Genomic DNA, 18,344 nt, shown 5'->3' with positions numbered 1-18,344 from the left:
GTGACCTTAGGATCATACGTTGTGCTGGGATATGCGGCGGCCGGGGGGGCCGCCGGTTCACCCGGCGGGAGCGTCCACCGGCAAGAACGCCGGTTCGCCATTCTAAGGATACGGAATGTTCGCCATCATCGGAATGGTCGTGGTTCTGGGAGCCGTCATCGGCGGCTATCTCATGGAACACGGCAACCTGAGCGTGCTCTTCCAGCCCGCCGAAGTGGTCATCATCGGCGGCGCGGCGCTCGGATCCCTGCTCATCTCGGCCCCGCTCAAGGTCGTCATCGACATCTTCAAGAACCTGGTGGGCGTCCTCACGGGCAAGGATCCGGAGAAGAAGGACTACGTCGAGATTCTCATGGTCCTCTACGACCTCCTGGGCATGGCCCGACGGGAGGGTGTCATCGCCATCGAATCCCACGTCAACGCCCCGGACAAGAGCACCATCTTCTCCCGTTTCCCGAGCGTGCTCAAGAACCACGAGGTGCGGGACTTCATCTGCGACAACTTCAAGACGTTCATGGCCGCCGGCATGGAGCCGCACGAGTTGGAAGCGCTCATGGACATCGACCTCGAGTCCCACCACGCCCACGCCATGCACCCGCCCCACTACCTGAACCGCACCGCCGACTCCCTGCCGGGTCTCGGCATCGTGGCCGCCGTGCTCGGCATCGTCCTGACCATGGGCAAGATCAGCGAACCGCCCGAGGTGCTGGGCCACAGCATCGGCGCGGCCCTGGTGGGCACCTTCCTGGGCATCCTGGCCTGCTACGGCTTCCTCGGCCCGCTGGCGGCCAACATGGAGAACAAGGCCAAGACCAAGGACGCCATGCTGCGCGTGGTCCGCGCGGCCATGATCGCCTTCGCCCTGGGCTGGCCCCCGCCCATGGCCCTGGAAGCCGCGCGTCGGGCCATCCCCAGCGGAGAACGCCCCTCCTTCGAAGAAGTGGAGGAGATTCTCAAGCAGGCCCGCAAGCAGGGCTGATCCCCGACGCCGCGATCCCGGCCCGGCCGGTGACGGCGGCCAAGGACATCTGATCCATGCCTGAAAACAAGACCATCATCATCAAGAAGATCAACAAGGTCGAAGGCGGCGCCCACGGCGGCAGCTGGAAGGTGGCCTACGCCGACTTCGTGACCGCCATGATGGCCTTCTTTCTGCTCATGTGGCTCGTCAACGCGACCCCCCAGGAGAAAAAGGTCCAGCTGGAGGGGTATTTCAAGGAATTCAGCCTGTTCGACAAGGGCGGCAAGCGTCCCATGTTCATGGAGGAGGCCGGCCAGCCCATCCCGATGCGGATCGAACGCGGGGCCGACAACAAGCCCCTGCCACAGGTTGCGGTTTCGGACGTGGAGCGCGCCCAGGAGGAGATGGCCAGCGGCCTGCGCAAGGAAATCGAGGAGCGCCTGTCGGACATCAAGGACCAGGTGCTGGTGGACACCTTCGAGGGCGGTGTGCGCATCCAGATCCTGCACAAGGACGGCCACCCCATCTTCGAGAAGGGCAGCTTCTCCTTCACCCCCGAAGGCCAGCGGGCCCTGGAAGCCGTGGCCGAGCACATCAAGGGCCTGTCCAACAAATTCGCCGTCGAGGGACACACCGACTCGGCGGGCTATGCCGACTCCCGCTACACCAACTGGGAGCTGTCCACGGCCCGGGCCTCCTCGGCCCGCCTGCTCCTGGAGCATTTCGGCGTCTCCTCGGACCGGCTCGTGCGCGTGGCGGGCTACGCCGCCAGCCAACCGCTGATCAAGGGCAACCCCGACGACCCGCGCAACCGCCGCATCAGCATTCTGCTCTACCGCGACGACAAGGCCGCCGGAACAGGCCCGGCCGGACCGCCTCCGCCGCCGGAAGTGCGCATTCCCCAAACCCCGGCCCCAAAGTCGGCCCTGCCGGCCAACGTGCCGGCCAACGCGCCCGACACGACCGCCAAGGTTCCGGCCAACGCGGCCAAGGCCCAGGGCGTCGTCCCGGCCAAACCCTGAGCATCATGAACGCCGGCAGCGATACCGCGCCCTCGGCCCTGCGCCCCGGCGACCGGGTCTTCCTGATCGTCTCCGCGGATCCCATGCGCGACCGCGTGGACGCCCGCCGCACCGCCGTCCTCGAGCGGCGGCCGGGCATGCTCGTGGTCGGCCAGCCCGATCCGGCGGTCTCAAAATCCCTGCTGGGCGCGGTGCTCGAAGTGGCCGTGTTCCCCCCCGCGCCCCCGGGGGAATCCACCTGCTCCCTGCCCCTAGGCTACAACGCCCGGGTGCTGCGCTTCTTCCCCTCCTATCCGTCCGGCGGCAAGGGCCGCCCCATGGCAGCCCTAGGCCTGACCCCGCCGCCGGACGAGGGCTGGAGGCCGACGGCCATCCGCATGCAAGCCCGGGCCCGGGTGACCCCGGAGGACGGCCTGGGCGTGATCGTGGCCGGACGCGAGGAGGCCGAACTCCTGGACGTCTCGGGCGGTGGGGCCCTGCTCGCCCTGAGTGGAGAGGCCGCCAAGGGCAAGCCCCTGAATTTCGAATTGACCTTCCCGGACGGCGGGCGCATGCCGCTCACGGCCACCATCCGCTGGACCGCGCCCGACGCCGGACGCGAGGGACGGTCCCTGGCCGGGGTGCAGTTCAAAGGTCTGACCATCCAGGAATCCCGATTCCTGTCCCGTCTGGCCCAACAGATCCTCTCACCCTGTCAGACCACCTTGAAAAGCCCCGGGCAAAACAAGACCGTGCCCTGGCCCACGACCTTCAAAACCCATGGATGACCGACGAAGCTCACGGATGAGCGCCCTGGCGCTGGGCGCCCTGGGCGTGGTCTTCGGCGACATCGGCACGAGCCCCCTGTATGCCGTGCGCGAATGCTTCCACGGCCTGCACGCGATCGCGCTCAACGAGGCCAACGTTCTGGGCGTGGTCTCGCTCATCTTCTGGTCCCTGCTCATCGTGGTGGGGGTGAAATACGTGACCTTCATCCTGCGCGCCGACAACCACGGCGAGGGCGGCATCTTCGCCCTCCTGGCCCTGCTCCCGGCGCGCGGCACGCCGGGCGACGATCTGGGGCCCAAGATCCGCGCGGCCATCGTGCTGGCGGCGGTGTTCGGCTCGGCCCTGCTTTACGGCGAGGGCATCATCACCCCGGCCGTGTCCGTGCTCTCGGCCGTGGAGGGCCTCTCCGTGGCCACAACGGCCCTGGAGCCCGCCGTCCTGCCCATCACCTGCGTCATTCTCCTGGGCCTGTTCCTGATCCAGAAGCACGGCACCGGCCGCATCGGCAGCCTGTTCGGCCCGGTCATGATCCTCTGGTTTCTGACCCTCGGGGGGCTCGGGCTGCTGCACATCGTTCAAACCCCGCGCATCGTGGAGGCGATCAACCCCCTGCACGCGGCGCATTTCTTCCGGGCCAACGGCCTGCACGGCATGGTGGTCCTCGGCTCGGTGGTGCTCTGCATCACCGGCTGCGAGGCGCTTTACGCGGACATGGGCCACTTCGGCCGCAGGGCCATCCGCCTGTCCTGGAACGGCCTAGTTCTGCCCGCGCTCCTGCTGAACTACTTCGGCCAGGGGGCGCTGCTTCTGGCCTCGCCCTCGGCCGCGTCGAATCCCTTCTTCCTCATGGCTCCGACGGCCCTGCTCTACCCCCTGGTGGCGCTGGCGACCGTCGCCACGATCATCGCCTCCCAGGCCATGATCTCCGGGGCCTTCTCCCTGACCCAGCAGGCCATCCAGCTGGGCTACTGCCCGCGCATGCGCATCGTGCACACCTCGGGCCAGGAGCGCGGCCAGATATACATTCCCATGGTCAACTACGCGATCATGCTCGGCTGCCTGGGCCTGGTGCTCTCCTTCCAGGAGTCTTCCCGCCTGGCCGGGGCCTACGGCATCGCGGTCACGGCCACCATGACCATCACCTCCATCGCCTACTTTCTCGTGTCCACCGGACGCTGGCGCTGGAAGCCCTACAAGGCCGCGCTGCTGGTGGCCCTGTTTCTGCTCTTCGACGTTTCCTTCCTGGGCACCAACCTGCTCAAGCTGGCCGACGGCGGCTGGATCACCCTGACCATCGCCCTCTGCATCAGCCTGCTCATGAGCACCTGGAAGCGCGGCCGCGCGGAACTGGCGGCCAAGTCCAGGACCAGCCGCCTGCCCATCGACATCTTCATCGGCGACGTGGGCACCTTCAAGCCTCACCGCGTGCCGGGAACGGCCGTGTTCATGACCCTCAGCGACCAGGGCACGCCCGTGACCCTGCTGCACCACTTCAAGCACAACAAGGTTCTGCACGAGACCGTGCTCCTGCTGACCGTGCGCTCGGCCAACGATCCCACGGTGCCGGAGTCCGAACGCGTCGAAATAACATCCCTGGACCACGGGTTCTATCGAATCATCGCCCGATACGGATTCATGGAAACCCCGCATGTGCCGGACATCCTGCGGCTGGCCAGGGAACGGGGCGTCTCGGCCGACCCGGCCGCCACCACCTTCTTCCTCGGCCGGGAGACCATCCTGCCCTCGGGCCCGGCCCACATGCGCGAATGGCGCAAACGCCTGTTCGCCTTCATCTCCCGCAACGCCGGGCGTCCGACCACCTTCTTCGGCATCCCACCCTCGCGCACCGTGGAGCTGGGCTCCATGGTCGAACTCTAGCGGCCGCCTAGCGCGGCAGATTTTGTTCCAGGAATTCGACGGCCAGACGGGCCGGTTCGGGATGGTAGAGCATGGCCACGTGGCTCATGGGAGCCACTTCCCGCACGTCCCAGCCCACAGGCGGGAGCAGATTTTCGGCGGGCAGGACCATATTGTCCACCGGCGACACCAGGGCCAGGCGAGGCAGATCGGAAGGTTCGCGGAGCACGGCCAGTCCACGCATGAGCGGTGTATCGGGCCGCAGGCTCCGCCCCAGGCCGCTCATCGCCAGTCGGGCCAGGGCGCTGCCCCGGTGCGGCGCTCCCAGGGTCAACAGACAGGCCGCCCGGCCGCGCAGGCGCTCGTCGCAGACCGCCGCCCGCAGGAGCAGACCGCCCAGGCTGTGGCCGATCAGGGCCACGGGCGCGTCGCCCTCGGCGGCGAGGTCCAGGATGCGCTCGCTCAGCTCACGGCGCAGCCCCTCGAAATCCCGGGTGAAGGAATTGTAGGAAAAGAACCGGACGTCGGCGTACCCGGCCCGGGTCAGGCGGCGGCGAAAAAGAAGCCAGGCCGCGCGGTTGTGGTACAGGCCGTGGACCAGGAGCACCAACGGCCCCCCCGCGCGTCGCTCCCGCTGGGGCAGCCATCCCAGGGGATAGGTGCCGATGAGCAGAACCTGCTCGGCCAGGGCGGCGAGCAGGCCGCGCGCGATGGGCAGGGCCGCGCCGCCCGGCTTCCGGCGCATCCTCGCCAGATGGCCGGAGCGCAGGTTCGCCAGCAGGAACAGGGTATAGCTCAGTCCCACCACGAGGAGCACGAGAGCGAGCGGAACGAGCAGCAGGCGCATGTTTCGTGTTGTGCTGCAAGGCCCCGCCCCGGTCAAGGCCAAGGTCCGGGTTGCGCCGGGCCCTCTGCCGTTATAGAAATCCGTGAACAGGGACAGGTCATGGAGCAGATCGCGTTCGGCGACTTTCTCAAGGTGGATGTGCGCGTGGGTTTGATTCTGCGCGCCGAGGAGTTCCCCGGGGCCCGTCGGCCCGCCTACCGGCTGTGGATCGACTTCGGCCCGGAATTGGGCGTGAAGAAGTCCAGCGCCCAGATCACGGATATCTACCGATCCGAGGATCTGGCGGGCAGGCTCGTGCTGGCCGTGGTCAACTTCCCGCCCCGCCAGGTGGCGGACTTCATGAGCGAGGTGCTCGTTCTCGGCGTGAAGGACGCCCAGGGCCGGGTGGTCCTCGTGGAGCCGGAGCGCGACGCGCCCCCGGGCAGCCGCCTGCATTGAGCGCGGCCCTTGCCTGGAACGCCCTTTCCCGCTACATCCATCCGGCAAACCATTTCTCGTCAATCCGGGAGGTTCTCATGAAACGCGCGGCGCAAGCCCTGATCGTCCTGGCCCTTGTCTGTCTGGCGGTCGCTCCCGCCCTGGCGGGCGCGACCCTGAAGATCGCCCACGCCACCTGGGTGGGATACGGCCCCCTGTACATCGCCAAGGAGCAGGGATTCTTCCAGAAAAACGGACTGGACGTGGAGCTGACCGTCATCGAGGACGAGTCGCAGTACGCCGCGGCCATGGCCTCGGGCTCCATCGACGGCGTGGGGAACGTGCTCGACCGCGAGGTCATCCACTTCGCCAAGGGCACACCCGAAATGGTGGTCTGCGCCATGGACGAATCCGCGGGCGGCGACGGCATCGTGTCTTCCGGCGCGATCAAGACCCTGGCAGACCTCAAGGGCAAGACCGTTGGCCTGGACAAATCCACCACCTCCTATTTCTTCTTCCTCACCGCACTGAAAAAGGCGGGGGTGGCCGAGAACGCCCTGACCATCCAGGAGATGGCCGCCAGCGACGCGGGCGCGGCCTTCGTGGCCGAGCAGTTGGACGCGGCCGTGACCTGGGAGCCCTGGCTTTCCAAATCCTCGGAGCGCAAGGGCGGCCACGTGCTGGTGACCAGCAAGGACTTCCCCCGGACCATCGTGGACGTGCTCGCGCTGCGCAAGGAGGCGGTCGAAAAGAACCCCGGCGCCGATGTGGCCCTGGCCAAGTCCTGGTACGAGGCCGTGGCCTGGTACAAGGCCAACCCGGACGCGGGCAACGCCCTCATGGCCAAGGCCATGGGCCTCAAGACCGAGGAGATGGCCGACATGGCCAAAGGTGTGCGCTTCTTCGGCAAGACCGAAAACGTGGACTTCTTCGACCGCAAGAAGCCGGGAAACATCTTCGAGGTGGCGGCCCGCGCCGGAGCCTTCTGGCAGGCCAAGGGCATCATCTCCAAGACCCTGGACGTGGACGGGCTCATCTCGGACAAGGCCGTGACCGAGGCCGCCAGGTAGCATGAGCCGAAGCGCCCCGGCCCTGGGGCGGCTGGCCGGCCGCACCGGCATCGTGGCGGGAACCTTCGGGGTCCTGCTGGGAATCTGGTGCGCCGCAGCCTACTCCGGGGCGGTCAAGGATCTCTTCCTGCCCAAACCCCACGCGGTGCTCTGGGCCTTCGTGGAAATGCAGCGCGAAGGCATCCTCTGGCAGTACGCCTGGGACAGCACCTACCGGGTCATGGTCGGCTGGGCCCTGGCCGCCGCCGTGTCCATTCCCCTGGGCGTCCTGGTGGCCACCTCGCGCAGGGCCGGGCTGGTCCTGGGCCCGCTCATGGAGTTCGCCCGCTACCTCCCGGTGGTGGCCCTGGTGCCGCTGACGCTGCTCTACTTCGGCATCGGCGACGGCCAGAAGTTCGCGGTCATCTTCCTGGGCACCTTCTTCCAACTCGTGCTCATGGTGGCCGACTCCGTGGCCGCCGTGCCCCGGGATCTCTGCCGCGCCGCCGCCACCTTGGGCGCGAGCCGGACCCAGACCTACGCCCTGGTGCTCCTGCCCGGAGCCCTGCCCGGAATCATGGACGACCTGCGCATCACCGTGGGCTGGGCCTGGACCTACCTCGTGGTGGCCGAACTGGTGGCCGCCAACTCCGGCCTGGGCTACATGATCCTCAAATCCCAGCGCTTCCTGGCCATCGACCGGATCTTCGCCGGGCTCATGGCCATCGGCCTGCTGGGCCTGGCCACGGACTTCGCCTTCAAGCGGCTCACCCGGCTGGCGGTGCCCTGGAGCGAAAAGGCGGGCGGCCGATGACCCTGGAACTCTTCGGCATCGGCAAACGCTTCCGCCTGGGCGGCGAGGAGGTGGTCGCCCTGGAGAACGTGAGCCTGAGCGTGGCCCCGGGCGAACTGGCGGTGGTGGTCGGACCCAGCGGCTGCGGCAAGTCCACCCTGCTGAACATCGTGGCCGGGCTGGAACGCGCCGGAACGGGACGCGCCGTGCTCAACGGCCGGGAGATCACCGGCCCGGGCGCGGACCGGGGCATGGTCTTCCAGTCCTACACCCTGTTTCCCTGGCTCTCGGTGCGCAAGAACGTGGAGTTCGGCCTGCGCATGAAGGGCATGCCCCCGGCCGAACGCCTGGAGCGCGCGCGCCGTTATCTCGACCTGGTGGGCCTGGCGGAATTCGAAAACGCCCTGCCCGGACAGCTCTCCGGCGGCATGAAGCAACGCGTGGCCATCGCCCGAGTGCTGGCCAACCGGCCGGAAATGCTGCTCATGGACGAACCCTTCGGGGCCCTGGACGCCCAGACCCGGCTCCTGCTCCAGGATCTGCTGCTCAAGGTCTGGCAGAAGCACAAGACCACGATCCTGTTCATCACCCACGACATCGACGAGGCCATTCTCCTGGCCGACCGCATCTTCATCATGTCCCGCCGCCCGGGGCGCATCCTGGCCGAGCTTCCGGTGGACATCGAGCGTCCCCGCGACCACACGGTCACGGTTTCGCCGCGCTTCACGGCCATCAAGAAGGACATCATGGAGATGCTCTGGAAGGAAATCGCCCAGGACTGACCACGCGGAGGCCATCTTGCCCGGCACGCTCATTCTCGACATCGGCAGCGGCACCCAGGACGTCTTCTATCACCAGCCCGGACTGCGGCTGGAGAACTGCCCCAAGTTCGTGCTTCCGACTCCGGCCCGGGCCGTGGCCGCGCGCCTGCGGGCCCTGTCCGAGGCGGGCCGCCACGTCTGGCTCCACGGCCGGAACATGGGCGGCGGCTTCGGCGGCGCCCTGCGCGAGCACCTCAAGCGCGGCCTGAAGGCGGCCGCCACGCGCAACGCGGCCCATTCCCTGGGCGACGACCTGACCCGCATCGAGGGCATGGGCGTGGTCCTCAGCGAGGAATGCCCCCCGGACCACGAGCCCCTGCTCCTCACGGACTTCGACCCGGACTTCTGGCATCGGCTGCTGGACGCCGCCGGGCTGCCCTGGCCGGAACGGATCACGGCCGCGGCCCAGGACCACGGCTTCCATCCCGGCGGCCCGGGAAGCAACCGCCGGGGGCGCTTCCGGCTCTGGGAGCGCATCCTGCTCGAATCCGAGGGACGGCCCGAGGCCCTGATCTTCGATGTCCCGCCGCCGGAGATGACCCGCCTGGCCGACCTCCAGACGAGCATGGGCGGCGGGCCGGTGGCCGACACCGGCGCGGCCGCCGTGCTCGGAGCCCTGTTCGACGACGGCCTCCGGGCCCTGTCCGAGGAGCGCGGCGTGCTGGTGGTCAACGTGGGCAACGGCCACACCGTGGCCTTCCTGATCCATCAAGACCGCATTCTCGGCGTCTACGAGCACCACACCGGCATGATCGAGGCCCCGGTCCTCTGGGACCACCTGGAACGCTTCCGCGCGGGAGTCCTGGATTCGGCCGAGGTCTTCGGCTCCGGCGGCCACGGCTGCCTGCGGCTGGACCCGCCGCGCTCGGCCGGAGACTTCACGCCCACCTTCGTCCTGGGCCCCCGGCGCGACCTGCTCACTCCCTACGGCGTCAGCTTCCCGGCCCCCGGCGGGGACATGATGTTGGCGGGCTGCTTCGGCCTGCTCCACGGTCTGCGGCTGCGCGGGCTCGAAGACTGATTTCCGATGCGACAAGGCCCTGGAGGTGTCGATCTCCAGGGCCTTTTCGCGGCTTTTCGGTCGCCGTCGCGGATTCGACGATCCGCTAGCGGCTGAAGCTGCGGGCGAACAGCCCGACGATGGCCTCGCGGCCCTCGCCCGTCAAGAAGCGCGTGCCCGTGCCGGTGAAGTGGTGGTGGCCGATGATCGGGTCCACCGCGGCCCGCCACTCCGTTTCGACCCACTGGAACCAGTTCTTGCGCTCCTGGTCGAAGACGTACAGGGGCTTGTTGCAGATTTTGGAGTACTCCGCGCCCCAGCCCGTGCCGCCCTTGACCGTCCCGTCGGGCAGGATGGAGCCGACCACGAAGACCTCGTGGCCGCTGCTCACCTGCCAGCAGATGCTCTGCAGCACGGCGCGGAACTTGGGCGCGCTGCTGAAGGTGCGGTTCATGAGCTTGGAGACGTAGCCCAGACTCACGTCCTTGAGCGCCAGCTCCTCGCTGGTGAGCACGCGCAGGCCGCGCGCCCGGGCGGGCTGGTGGCCCTCGAAGCTGAAATGGACCTCCTGCAGGCCGTAGCGCTCGGCCTGGGCCCCGAACTCGGCCTCGGCGCCGCCGGCGCCGCCGCTGTAGAGAATGCATTCCTTGGGATCGAACATGTGTCCTCCGTGTTGGTGTGTGCGGCCGGACAGGGTCAGGCCAGCGGCAAGACGACGCGGAACACGGTCCCCTCGCCTTCCCGGGAGGAGAACTCCACCCGACCGCGAAGATAGCGTTCCGTGATGAGCAGGATGCTGTAGGTGCCCAGGCCCCGCCCCCGACCCTTGGTGGAGAAGGAGCGGTTGAAGATCTGCAGGCGCACCTCGCGGGGCATGACGGCCTCGTTATGCACCCAGAAGGCGCCCTCGCCGCCCTCGGCCCGACACCCCAGGAGCACGGTCTGTCCCGGCCGGGACGCCTCCATGGCGTTCTTGATCATGTTGCCGATGACCCGCCGCAGAAGCACGGGATCAGCACGCAGAGCGAAATTCCTGGCCTCCGGAGCCACGGCCACGGTCACGCCCCTGGCGGCGGGCCCCTTGGCGAAGGCGTCACCCGTCTCCAGGAGAAACTCCAGGGCGCGCAAATCCGCCGGACGGGACCGCAACTCGTTGTTCTCGGCGGCAATGAGATCCTTCTGGCTCAAGATCTCGTCGGCCAGATAGTCCAGGGAATCGAAAAGGATGCCGGAAATCCGACTCAGATTCTCCGGGGCCTCGCCGCGCAGAACCTCGGCCAGACCGCGCACCCCGCCCACCACGTTGAGCACGTCGTGGAAGAACAGACGTTCCAACACCCGCCGCCGGGCCTCGTCGCTCACATCCTTTATGGAAAGCACCGCGAACTGCTCTCCGCACAGCTCGTAGGGGTCCACGGTGACGTCCAGTTCCAGGGCCTCGGTGCGGCCCTCGCTCTGACGCAGCATACGGCATTGCTGGTGGGCCCGCGTCCCGGCCAGACCGGAAAGCATGGCCCGCACCGCGCCGCAGTTGGTGCAGTATTCCGTGGTGCCGCATCCGCCTTCGGTCTCCCGGGAATGGACGCAGCCGAACAAGTCGCCGGGGCGCAGCCCCAAGGCGTCCTCCAGTTGGAGGCGGAACAGATTCAGGCAGGTGGCGTTGGCGAAGATGGCCTGCCTCTGGCCGTTGATCACCAGGAGCATGATCGGCACGGCGTGCATGAGCGCGTCGCAATGCGTGTCCATGAAGGCGCGCGCCTGCTTGCGGATCGTCTCCCGATCGGCGCGCTCCGCCGGGGCGAAATGGGTGGGCAGTCTCTCGGTTCTCATAGGGCTCCCGTGCGCTCTCCGCGATTCTGGCCGAACCGGGACGGCCGGGCAATGATTATCCTCCCGCGCTTCCTAACATCGATGCCGCTCCGGAGGCAATCGTCGGGGCGCCCGGGGCCTGGACCACTCGGCCGCCGCCTGCTAGGGTTCCTCACGGATTCAAAACCCTTGCAAGGGTGAGGCGGATGACCGAAACGGTTTCGGACACCTCTTCCGGCGGCGCGGCGCTCCTCTTCCAGCCCTTCACGCTCGCCGGGCTGCGGCTCAAGAACCGCCTCGTGGCGCTGCCCCTGTTCACGGGATACGCCTATCCCGACGGCCATGTCAGCCCCCTGCTCCTGGAGCACTATTGGCGTCTGGCCGGAAGCGGCGTCGGGCTGGTGGTGGTGGGCAACGTGGCCGTGGCCCGAGACGGCGTCACCGCGCCCAACAACCTGCGCCTGGACCGTGATGAGTTTCTGCCCGGCATGACCCGCCTGGCCAAGATCATCCGCGACGCCGGAGCCGTGGCCTGCGCCCAGTTGAACCACGCCGGGCGCTTCGCCCGCATCGAACTGCCGCTCATGCCCGCGCCCATGGACGCCTCACACCTGGCCTTCGACGTGGCCTCGCTGAAGGCATTCATGGAGAGTTTCCCCCTGGAGGAGCGTTTCGGCCTGACCTGGATGGTCATGCGCAAAGCCGCCTCCTGGCAGTCGGGCATGACGCGGGAGCAGCGCGCCGCCGTGGTCCGGGCCTTCGCCGGGGCCGCCGCCCGGGCCGTGGCCGCCGGATTCGAGATGGTCGAGCTGCACGGGGCGACCGGCTATCTCCTGACCCAGTTCCTCTCGGCCTACACCAACCGCCCGGCCCACGGCGGCGTCCTGCCCCTGGCCCGGCGGGCGGCCTTTCCCCTGGAAGTCTTCCGGGCGGTGCGGGCCGCCGTGCCCCCGGATTTCCCCGTGGGCTTCCGCCTGCTCACCCGCGAATGGACCCCGGACGGGGTGGACCTGCCGGAAGCCCTGGAATTCGCCGCCATGTTGGAGAAGGAGGGCGCGTCCTACTTCTCGGTTTCAGCCGGAACTTACAACTCCATCTTCCATCCCGAGGTGCGGCGGCGCACGGCGCGGCCCGGCTACCTTCGCGAGGACGCCGCGGCGCTCAAGGTCCGGGTCAAGCCCCCCGTGATCGCGGCCGGAAAAATCCTCACCCCATCCCTCGCCGAACGCATCCTGGCCGCGGGCGAGGCCGACCTCATCGGCCTGGGCCGTCCCCTGCTGGCCGACGGAGACTGGCCGCGCAAGGCCCGCGAGGGCGGGCGCGTGAACGCCTGCATCGACTGCTTCGAATGTCTCAAGCGCATCGTCCTGGACAAGGGGCTCAACTGCGTGCGCCGCCCCGAGCAGCAACAGAAGCGCGTGGACCTGGAGTATTCCTTCCTCAACCGCAACGCCTTCAAGACCCTGGTGGCCGTGACCTCCGCAGAGGATCTGGACCTGCTGCGGACATACTGGCGCGAACGCATTCCCGCCAGGGACGACCTCACGGCCACGCTGCTCTTCCTCCACCCGGCGGGCGGCGACGTGGCCTTCGCCCTGGCCCGGGACTCCTTCCGAGGGTGGGCCCGCGAAACCTGGCGTCGCCTCGGATTCGATCCCGGACGGTTGCGCTTCGAGGACCGCACCCTGCGCGGCGGACCGGAAAACCTCATCCTGGACGAGGCCGAGGCCGGAGGCTTCGGAGTGGTCCTTCTCTGCCATGGCCCCGGAGCCGCCTGGACCGAACGGGTGCTCCTGGCCCATGACGGCATCAGCGGACTCATCGGCCCGCACCCGGCCCAGGATCGCATCCTGGTGCCCTTCGATTTTTCCCCCACCTCGCTGCTCGTCCTTCGCTACGTGGTCCACGCCTACTACGGCAATCCGGATTATCGTCTGACCTTCGCGCACATCCTGGAGAACGGCTCCGGCGATGCCGCGAAACGGTGGAGCGAGGCCAAGGGATTGGCGGGGCTGGACGAGGACGTGCCCTTGCTCCTGGCCCGGAGGTCCAACGGGGTCGCCCGGGACATTCTCAATCTGGCGCAGCGGGAAGGGGTCGGCAAGATCATCATGGGCCGCAGGGGCCAGGGCGGCCTGCGGCGTTTCCTTCTGGGCAGCGTCTCGGCCGGGGTTCTGCGCGGACTCGCGAACCAGAGCCTGACCCTGGTGGCCTGAAACGGAACAAGGAGGGGGGCATGCCCCGCGCGCTCATCACCGAAAACGAAATCCACGCCGCGCCGAGCCTGGTCTGGCGGGTGCTCACGGACTTCCCCATGTTCCCGGAATGGAACCCCTTCATCCGCGAGGCCCATGGCGATCTCCGCGTCGGCGGCAAGCTCCGGCTCTCCTTCACCACGCCCGCGGGCATCGGCATGAAGGCCACGGCCACCCTGGTGCAGGTGGAGCCGGACTATGAATTGCGCTGGATCGGCAGCCTGCTCGTGCCGCTGCTCATGGACATCGAACACTTCTTCATCGTCGAACCGCTGAGCCCCAACAAGACCCGCTTCGTGCACGGCGAGACCTTCGGCGGCATGCTCGTGCCTGTCTTCATCCGCATGCTCCAGTCCGAGGTCATGGGCGCCTACCGGGCCATGAACCAGGCCCTCAAACAGCGGGCCGAAATCCTGGCCGCGGGCGGACAGCCGGAGCCATCCCTGCCCTGATCTCCCGTCGCCCAGGGCGACACGCGTCCGCCCCGACAAGCCGAGACGGCGGCGGAACTCCCCTGGACGCCTTCCCCTCTCCCGGGTAGGCTGGTTTCATGTCCCGGCCCCCCTGGCACTCCCTCGACGCGGAGGCCGCCCTCGGCATGCTCTCCGTGGACGCGACGCGCGGGCTTTCGGCCCGGGAGGCGGCCGAACGCCTGGCCGCTTCCGGCCCCAACGAACTGACACGCGCGAAACGCGCCTCCCCCCTGGCCCTGTTCCTCGGCCAGTTCACGAACACCCTCAGCATCATCCTCATCGTGGCCATCATCCTCTCGGCCCTGGTGGGCGAGGTGGCCGACTCGGCCGTCATCGGCATCATCGTGGTCTTCTGCGCCCTGCTCGGATTCATCCAGGAATACCGGGCGGAAAAAGCTCTGGAGACGCTCGGGGAAATGCTCTCGCCAAGCGTCACCGTGCTGCGCGACGACCGCGAGCAGGAGGTCGCCACCCGCGATCTCGTGCCCGGCGACATCCTGCTCCTGGAAGCCGGGGACCGCGTTCCCGCAGACTCCCGCGTGCTGGAGGCTCACGCCCTGCGCTGCGACGAGGCCGCGCTCACCGGCGAGTCCGCGCCCGTGGGCAAGAATCCCGCCCCCCTACCCGAGGCCACCCGCACCGCCGACCGCCGGAACATGGTCCTGGCCGGGACCAGCGTGACCTATGGACGGGCCCGCGCCCTGGTGGTGGAGACGGGCATGGGCACGGCCTTCGGCGCCATCGCTCGGGAAGTCTCGGCCGCGCCCACCGAAAAAACGCCCCTGGAAAAACGCACCCAGGAGATCGGCACGTGGCTCGGCGTCATCGCCCTGACCATCTGCGCCCTGGTGGCCGGGGTGAGCATCGTCCGCGAGGCGCTGCACGGCTCGCTGGATCTCAAGTTCATCATCACCGTGGCCATGTTCGCCATTTCCCTGGCCGTGGCCGCCGTTCCCGAGGCCCTGCCCGCCATCGTCACCGGGGCCCTGGCCATCGGCATGCGCCAGATGGCCAGGCGGAACGCCCTGGTGCGCAGGATGCCCGCCGTGGAGACCCTGGGCTGCACGACGGTCATCTGCTCGGACAAGACCGGCACCCTGACCCGGGGCGAGATGACCGTGCGCCGCCTGCACACTCCCGACGGCCCGGTGGAGTTGACCGGAGCGGGCTATGCCCCCGAAGGCGAAATCCGGGGAGCCGAGGGCTCCGAGGCGCTGCGCCTGCTTCTGCTCGGCGGCCTGCTCTGCAACGACGCGGACCTGGAGGAGTGCGAAGGTCAATGGGGCATCACGGGCGACCCCACCGAGGCCGCCCTGGTGGTGGCGGCGGTCAAGGCCGGTCTGCCCAAGGCCCGGACCCGCATGGACCATCCCCGCGTGGAGGAACTCCCGTTCAGTTCCGAACGCAAGCGCATGACCACGCTGCACGACCTGCCCGACGGCGGCCGCGCGGCCTTCATGAAGGGCGCTCCCGAGGTGGTGCTCGCGCGCTGCACCCACGTGCTGCGCGGCGGCCGGAACGAACTCCTGACCGAGGAGTTGCGGGCCTCGTACATCAAGGCCGGAGAAGACATGGCCCTCTCGGCCCTGCGTGTGCTGGGCCTGGCCTATCGGGAAACCTCGGACAATAAAGCCTGCTCCGTGGACGACATCGAGCAAGACATGGTGTTTCTGGGACTGGCGGGCATGATGGACCCGCCGCGCCCCGAAGCGATTGATGCCGTGGCCGTCTGCCGCCGGGTCGGGATACGGCCGGTGATGATCACCGGCGACCACAGGCTCACCGCCGTGGCCGTGGCCCGCGAGGTGGGCATCTTCAACGAGGGCGACCGCGTCCTGGACGGCGACGAGCTGGAGCGCATGAACGCTGAGGAGCTGGCCGCCGTGGTCGAAGACATTTCGGTCTACGCCCGCGTCGCGCCCTTGGACAAGCTCAAGATCGTCAAGGCTTGGAAGGCCAAGGGCCAAGTGGTGGCCATGACCGGCGACGGGGTCAACGACGCCCCGGCCCTGAAGCACGCGGACATCGGCGTGGCCATGGGCGTCTCTGGCACCGAAGTGGCCAAGGAGGCCGCCGACATGGTGCTCGTCGACGACAATTTCGCCTCCATCGTCACGGCCATCGAACTGGGCCGCTGGATCTACGACAACATCAAAAAATACCTGACCTACCTTCTGCGCTGCAACATCACCGAAGTGGCGGTCATCGGCGGCGCGGTCCTGGTTCTGGGGCCGGACCATCTGCCGCTGCTCCCGGCGGCCATCCTCTACATCAACCTGGCAACGGATGGGCTGCCCGCCCTGGCCCTGGGTGTGGCTCCGCCGGACCCGGACCTCATGTCGCGGCCGCCGCGCGATCCCCAGGAAAGCGTCTTCTCCTGGGACGTGAAGGCCTTCGTGGTCCTGGCCCTGTGCATCGAAATCCCCTTCTTCCTCTTCCTCTTCTTCCATGACCTGCGGGACATCACCCACGCCCGCACGGAGATGTTCTTCCTCTTCGCCATCGTGGAACTGGTCATCGCCCTGAATTTCCGCTCCATGCGCCACAGCTTCTTCGCGGCCCCGCCGCACAAGTGGCTGTTCCTGGCCATCGGCTGGGAGATCGCCATTGTCGTGGCGCTCATCCAAATTCCAGCAGTGCGCGAGGCCTTCGGCATTACGCTGCCGACCCTGGCGGACCTGGATATGATCCTGGTCTTCAGCGCCGTGGTCTTCCTCTCCATGGAGGGCATCAAGGTATTCATCCGCAGGAAGATGGCGCCGCCACCGGCCTGATCCCGTTTACAGCCAGAAAGTCGTCGGCATGTCCAGGCGCGCGGCCGGGGTCAGCTCGGGGGAAAGAAAGTCGACCAGAGGATCATCGCCGCTTCACGGCAGGACGATGTCGCGGGACAAACGCAGAGTGCCGCCCTCGCCGAGATCGCCGGGACGCTGGAGCAGGAATTCTCCACGATAGGTTCCTGCGGGCCAGCGGTTGTTTCGTTTGCGGCCCACATAGAACATGCTCTGGGCCTGGGTGCGTTCGAAATCCAGGGCGTCGCGCGCCAAGACCACGCCGTCCGGGCCCAGCAGCCGGAGCGATATCTTGTCGCCCGTGCGGGTGCCGAACACGGCCACGCAGAAGAGCAGGGCGTCCGGATCGCCCCCTCGCGCCGGGAGCAGCGAGTTGTCCAGAAAATGGTTGACAGAACCGGGGGGCTTGACCACAAAGCCCGCGCGCAGCAATCCCGTGGGACGGTAAGCCAGCGGAGCGACAGCCAGCCGCTCCTCGCTCCAGAGCGGAGTTCCCTTGACCGCGCACCCCGGTCCGACCTCGGGGCCCACGAAGGGACAAAACGCCGTCCGGCCGCGACGAACCAGCAACTCGACATGCGGAAAGTCGGCCATGCCCGACTGCCCCACCAACCCGAGAACTTGCCCCGCGCGCACGCGTTCGCCGGTCTTCACCCGGACACTGCCCTGCCGCAAATGGCTGTATTGAGTCTCGAAGCCGTCGCCGTGGGTCACGGCCACGGCGTTGCCCGCCTCGCGGCCGCGCAGGGCTCCCTTGCCGCGCCGCGACATCTCACCGTCCGACTGGCCGCCGCGCACGGCGCGCACCATGCCGTCTGCCACAGCGAGCACCGGTACGCCCCGTTCCATGTCCGCCCGCGAGACCCGGAAGTCCGTGCCCTCGTGGCCGTCATAGGTGAGAAAGCCGCACGCATGGTCACGGGCGAAGGAACCGGGGTCGCGGTCGAAATAGTTCTGAATGATGCAGAGCTCGTTGCCCGTGCAATCGATGGGCAGGGAGTCGAAATGAAAGGCGAAGAGAATGCCCGGGCGCAGCAGAAGCACCCAGAGCAGCAGAGCCGAGAGCGGAAGACGGAACCGTGTCATGACTCGGTTATAGGACAACACCGCAAGGATGCAAACCGGGAAGGCTCGACGCAGACTTTGATCCGGCAGACGGTGGATCGGACGCGTTCGCTGCAAACGTGAAAAGGCCCCTCATTTTGAGGGGCCTTTTTTGAAGAAATTGTCCTGGCGGCGACCTACTTTCCCACGATTAAAATCGCAGTATCATTGGCGATGGAGGGCTTAACTGCCGAGTTCGGAAAGGGATCGGGTGTGTCCCCTCCTCCAAGGCCACCAAGACAAATATGGTTGGGCTTCTCCCGGGGTGGTGCGGTTCAGCGCGCCGATCCGGTTCATCAAAGCCCGAAACTATATTAGTTTCATAGGGGAGAGAGGATTTGGGTAAGCCTCACGATCTATTAGTACCGGTAAGCTG

At 67.7% G+C, this 18,344-nt stretch carries 16 protein-coding genes and 1 rRNA gene; 12 read left to right on the top strand and 5 right to left on the bottom strand.

The window, feature by feature from the left end; genetic code table 11:
* Positions 1-115 precede the first annotated feature (115 nt).
* The 4 genes from motA to H587_RS0109020 are packed head-to-tail and all read left to right on the top strand — an operon-like array spanning position 116 to position 4,629.
* Positions 116-979, top strand: coding sequence for a flagellar motor stator protein MotA (gene motA, locus H587_RS0109035; RefSeq protein WP_027175999.1), 864 nt, complete (start codon positions 116-118; stop codon positions 977-979).
* A gap of 56 nt (positions 980-1,035) precedes the next feature.
* Positions 1,036-1,983, top strand: a complete 948-nt coding sequence (locus H587_RS17935; protein WP_051202603.1) for a flagellar motor protein MotB — start codon at positions 1,036-1,038, stop codon at positions 1,981-1,983.
* Between the two features lie 5 nt (positions 1,984-1,988).
* The gene (locus H587_RS21235) at positions 1,989-2,750 is read left to right on the top strand and encodes a PilZ domain-containing protein (RefSeq protein WP_027175998.1); all 762 of its coding nucleotides are present in this window, start codon (positions 1,989-1,991) and stop codon (positions 2,748-2,750) included.
* A gap of 16 nt (positions 2,751-2,766) precedes the next feature.
* Positions 2,767-4,629: a potassium transporter Kup gene (locus H587_RS0109020; RefSeq protein ID WP_245560853.1), complete on the top strand. Its 1,863-nt coding sequence runs from the start codon at positions 2,767-2,769 to the stop codon at positions 4,627-4,629.
* A 7-nt stretch (positions 4,630-4,636) separates the two neighbouring features.
* Here the strand turns inward: H587_RS0109020 and H587_RS17930 are convergent, their stop codons facing one another.
* A complete protein-coding gene (locus H587_RS17930) occupies positions 4,637-5,455 on the bottom strand; it encodes an alpha/beta fold hydrolase (RefSeq protein WP_034608999.1) in 819 nt (272 codons plus the stop codon).
* Between the two features lie 99 nt (positions 5,456-5,554).
* On the opposite strand from H587_RS17930, the gene H587_RS0109010 reads away from it, so the two are divergent.
* The 5 genes from H587_RS0109010 (at position 5,555) to H587_RS0108990 (ending at position 9,556) form a co-directional block, all read left to right on the top strand.
* Complete coding sequence (locus tag H587_RS0109010) at positions 5,555-5,893, top strand: tRNA-binding protein (RefSeq protein ID WP_027175996.1); 339 nt, start codon at positions 5,555-5,557, stop codon at positions 5,891-5,893.
* A 77-nt stretch (positions 5,894-5,970) separates the two neighbouring features.
* Positions 5,971-6,942: an ABC transporter substrate-binding protein gene (locus tag H587_RS17925; protein ID WP_034608997.1), complete on the top strand. Its 972-nt coding sequence runs from the start codon at positions 5,971-5,973 to the stop codon at positions 6,940-6,942.
* Between the two features lies 1 nt (position 6,943).
* Positions 6,944-7,735, top strand: coding sequence for an ABC transporter permease (locus H587_RS0109000; RefSeq protein ID WP_051202602.1), 792 nt, complete (start codon positions 6,944-6,946; stop codon positions 7,733-7,735).
* Positions 7,732-8,496 carry an ABC transporter ATP-binding protein gene (locus tag H587_RS0108995; protein WP_027175994.1) on the top strand — a complete coding sequence of 255 codons (765 nt, stop codon included), beginning with the start codon at positions 7,732-7,734 and terminating at the stop codon, positions 8,494-8,496. The genes H587_RS0109000 and H587_RS0108995 overlap by 4 nt, the downstream gene beginning before the upstream one ends.
* A 16-nt stretch (positions 8,497-8,512) precedes the next feature.
* Complete coding sequence (locus H587_RS0108990; protein WP_342662369.1) at positions 8,513-9,556, top strand: DUF1786 family protein; 1,044 nt, start codon at positions 8,513-8,515, stop codon at positions 9,554-9,556.
* Positions 9,557-9,641: 85 nt separating this feature from the next.
* On the opposite strand, the gene H587_RS0108985 is transcribed toward H587_RS0108990, so the two are convergent.
* Positions 9,642-10,196, bottom strand: a complete 555-nt coding sequence (locus H587_RS0108985; protein ID WP_027175992.1) for a hypothetical protein — start codon at positions 10,194-10,196, stop codon at positions 9,642-9,644.
* 35 nt (positions 10,197-10,231) lie between these two features.
* Positions 10,232-11,365 carry a sensor histidine kinase gene (locus H587_RS0108980; RefSeq protein WP_027175991.1) on the bottom strand — a complete coding sequence of 378 codons (1,134 nt, stop codon included), beginning with the start codon at positions 11,363-11,365 and terminating at the stop codon, positions 10,232-10,234.
* A 185-nt stretch (positions 11,366-11,550) separates the two neighbouring features.
* Here H587_RS0108980 and H587_RS19635 point away from each other — a divergent pair, with 185 nt between their 5' ends.
* The 3 genes from H587_RS19635 to H587_RS0108965 all read left to right on the top strand — a co-directional run bounded on the left by H587_RS19635 (position 11,551) and on the right by H587_RS0108965 (position 16,846).
* Positions 11,551-13,560, top strand: a complete 2,010-nt coding sequence (locus H587_RS19635) for an oxidoreductase (protein WP_051202601.1) — start codon at positions 11,551-11,553, stop codon at positions 13,558-13,560.
* A 20-nt stretch (positions 13,561-13,580) separates the two neighbouring features.
* The gene (locus H587_RS0108970; RefSeq protein WP_027175990.1) at positions 13,581-14,051 is read left to right on the top strand and encodes an SRPBCC domain-containing protein; all 471 of its coding nucleotides are present in this window, start codon (positions 13,581-13,583) and stop codon (positions 14,049-14,051) included.
* 98 nt (positions 14,052-14,149) lie between these two features.
* Positions 14,150-16,846 (top strand): cation-translocating P-type ATPase, encoded by a 2,697-nt coding sequence (locus H587_RS0108965; protein WP_027175989.1) that lies wholly within the window; start codon positions 14,150-14,152, stop codon positions 16,844-16,846.
* A gap of 93 nt (positions 16,847-16,939) precedes the next feature.
* On the opposite strand, the gene H587_RS0108960 is transcribed toward H587_RS0108965, so the two are convergent.
* Together H587_RS0108960 and rrf are read right to left on the bottom strand one after the other, a co-directional pair.
* Positions 16,940-17,950, bottom strand: coding sequence for a M23 family metallopeptidase (locus H587_RS0108960; protein WP_034608994.1), 1,011 nt, complete (start codon positions 17,948-17,950; stop codon positions 16,940-16,942).
* Positions 17,951-18,092: 142 nt separating this feature from the next.
* Positions 18,093-18,207, bottom strand: a 5S ribosomal RNA gene (gene rrf, locus H587_RS0108955).
* Positions 18,208-18,344: the final 137 nt, after the last annotated feature.

The sequence above is a fragment of the Desulfovibrio aminophilus DSM 12254 genome, assembly GCF_000422565.1.
Taxonomy (GTDB): Bacteria; Desulfobacterota; Desulfovibrionia; order Desulfovibrionales; family Desulfovibrionaceae; genus Aminidesulfovibrio; species Aminidesulfovibrio aminophilus.
The sequence above is the reverse complement of the archived record's forward strand: the minus strand, read 5'-3'. Positions and strand labels throughout refer to the sequence as shown.

Coding starts and splice junctions, on each gene's coding strand:
- motA (WP_027175999.1), top strand. CDS start 116: ATGTTCGCCATCATCGGAATGGTCGTGGTTCTGGGAGCCGTCATCGGC.
- H587_RS17935 (WP_051202603.1), top strand. CDS start 1,036: ATGCCTGAAAACAAGACCATCATCATCAAGAAGATCAACAAGGTCGAA.
- H587_RS21235 (WP_027175998.1), top strand. CDS start 1,989: ATGAACGCCGGCAGCGATACCGCGCCCTCGGCCCTGCGCCCCGGCGAC.
- H587_RS0109020 (WP_245560853.1), top strand. CDS start 2,767: ATGAGCGCCCTGGCGCTGGGCGCCCTGGGCGTGGTCTTCGGCGACATC.
- H587_RS17930 (WP_034608999.1), bottom strand. CDS start 5,455: ATGCGCCTGCTGCTCGTTCCGCTCGCTCTCGTGCTCCTCGTGGTGGGA.
- H587_RS0109010 (WP_027175996.1), top strand. CDS start 5,555: ATGGAGCAGATCGCGTTCGGCGACTTTCTCAAGGTGGATGTGCGCGTG.
- H587_RS17925 (WP_034608997.1), top strand. CDS start 5,971: ATGAAACGCGCGGCGCAAGCCCTGATCGTCCTGGCCCTTGTCTGTCTG.
- H587_RS0109000 (WP_051202602.1), top strand. CDS start 6,944: ATGAGCCGAAGCGCCCCGGCCCTGGGGCGGCTGGCCGGCCGCACCGGC.
- H587_RS0108995 (WP_027175994.1), top strand. CDS start 7,732: ATGACCCTGGAACTCTTCGGCATCGGCAAACGCTTCCGCCTGGGCGGC.
- H587_RS0108985 (WP_027175992.1), bottom strand. CDS start 10,196: ATGTTCGATCCCAAGGAATGCATTCTCTACAGCGGCGGCGCCGGCGGC.
- H587_RS0108980 (WP_027175991.1), bottom strand. CDS start 11,365: ATGAGAACCGAGAGACTGCCCACCCATTTCGCCCCGGCGGAGCGCGCC.
- H587_RS19635 (WP_051202601.1), top strand. CDS start 11,551: ATGACCGAAACGGTTTCGGACACCTCTTCCGGCGGCGCGGCGCTCCTC.
- H587_RS0108970 (WP_027175990.1), top strand. CDS start 13,581: ATGCCCCGCGCGCTCATCACCGAAAACGAAATCCACGCCGCGCCGAGC.
- H587_RS0108965 (WP_027175989.1), top strand. CDS start 14,150: ATGTCCCGGCCCCCCTGGCACTCCCTCGACGCGGAGGCCGCCCTCGGC.
- H587_RS0108960 (WP_034608994.1), bottom strand. CDS start 17,950: ATGACACGGTTCCGTCTTCCGCTCTCGGCTCTGCTGCTCTGGGTGCTT.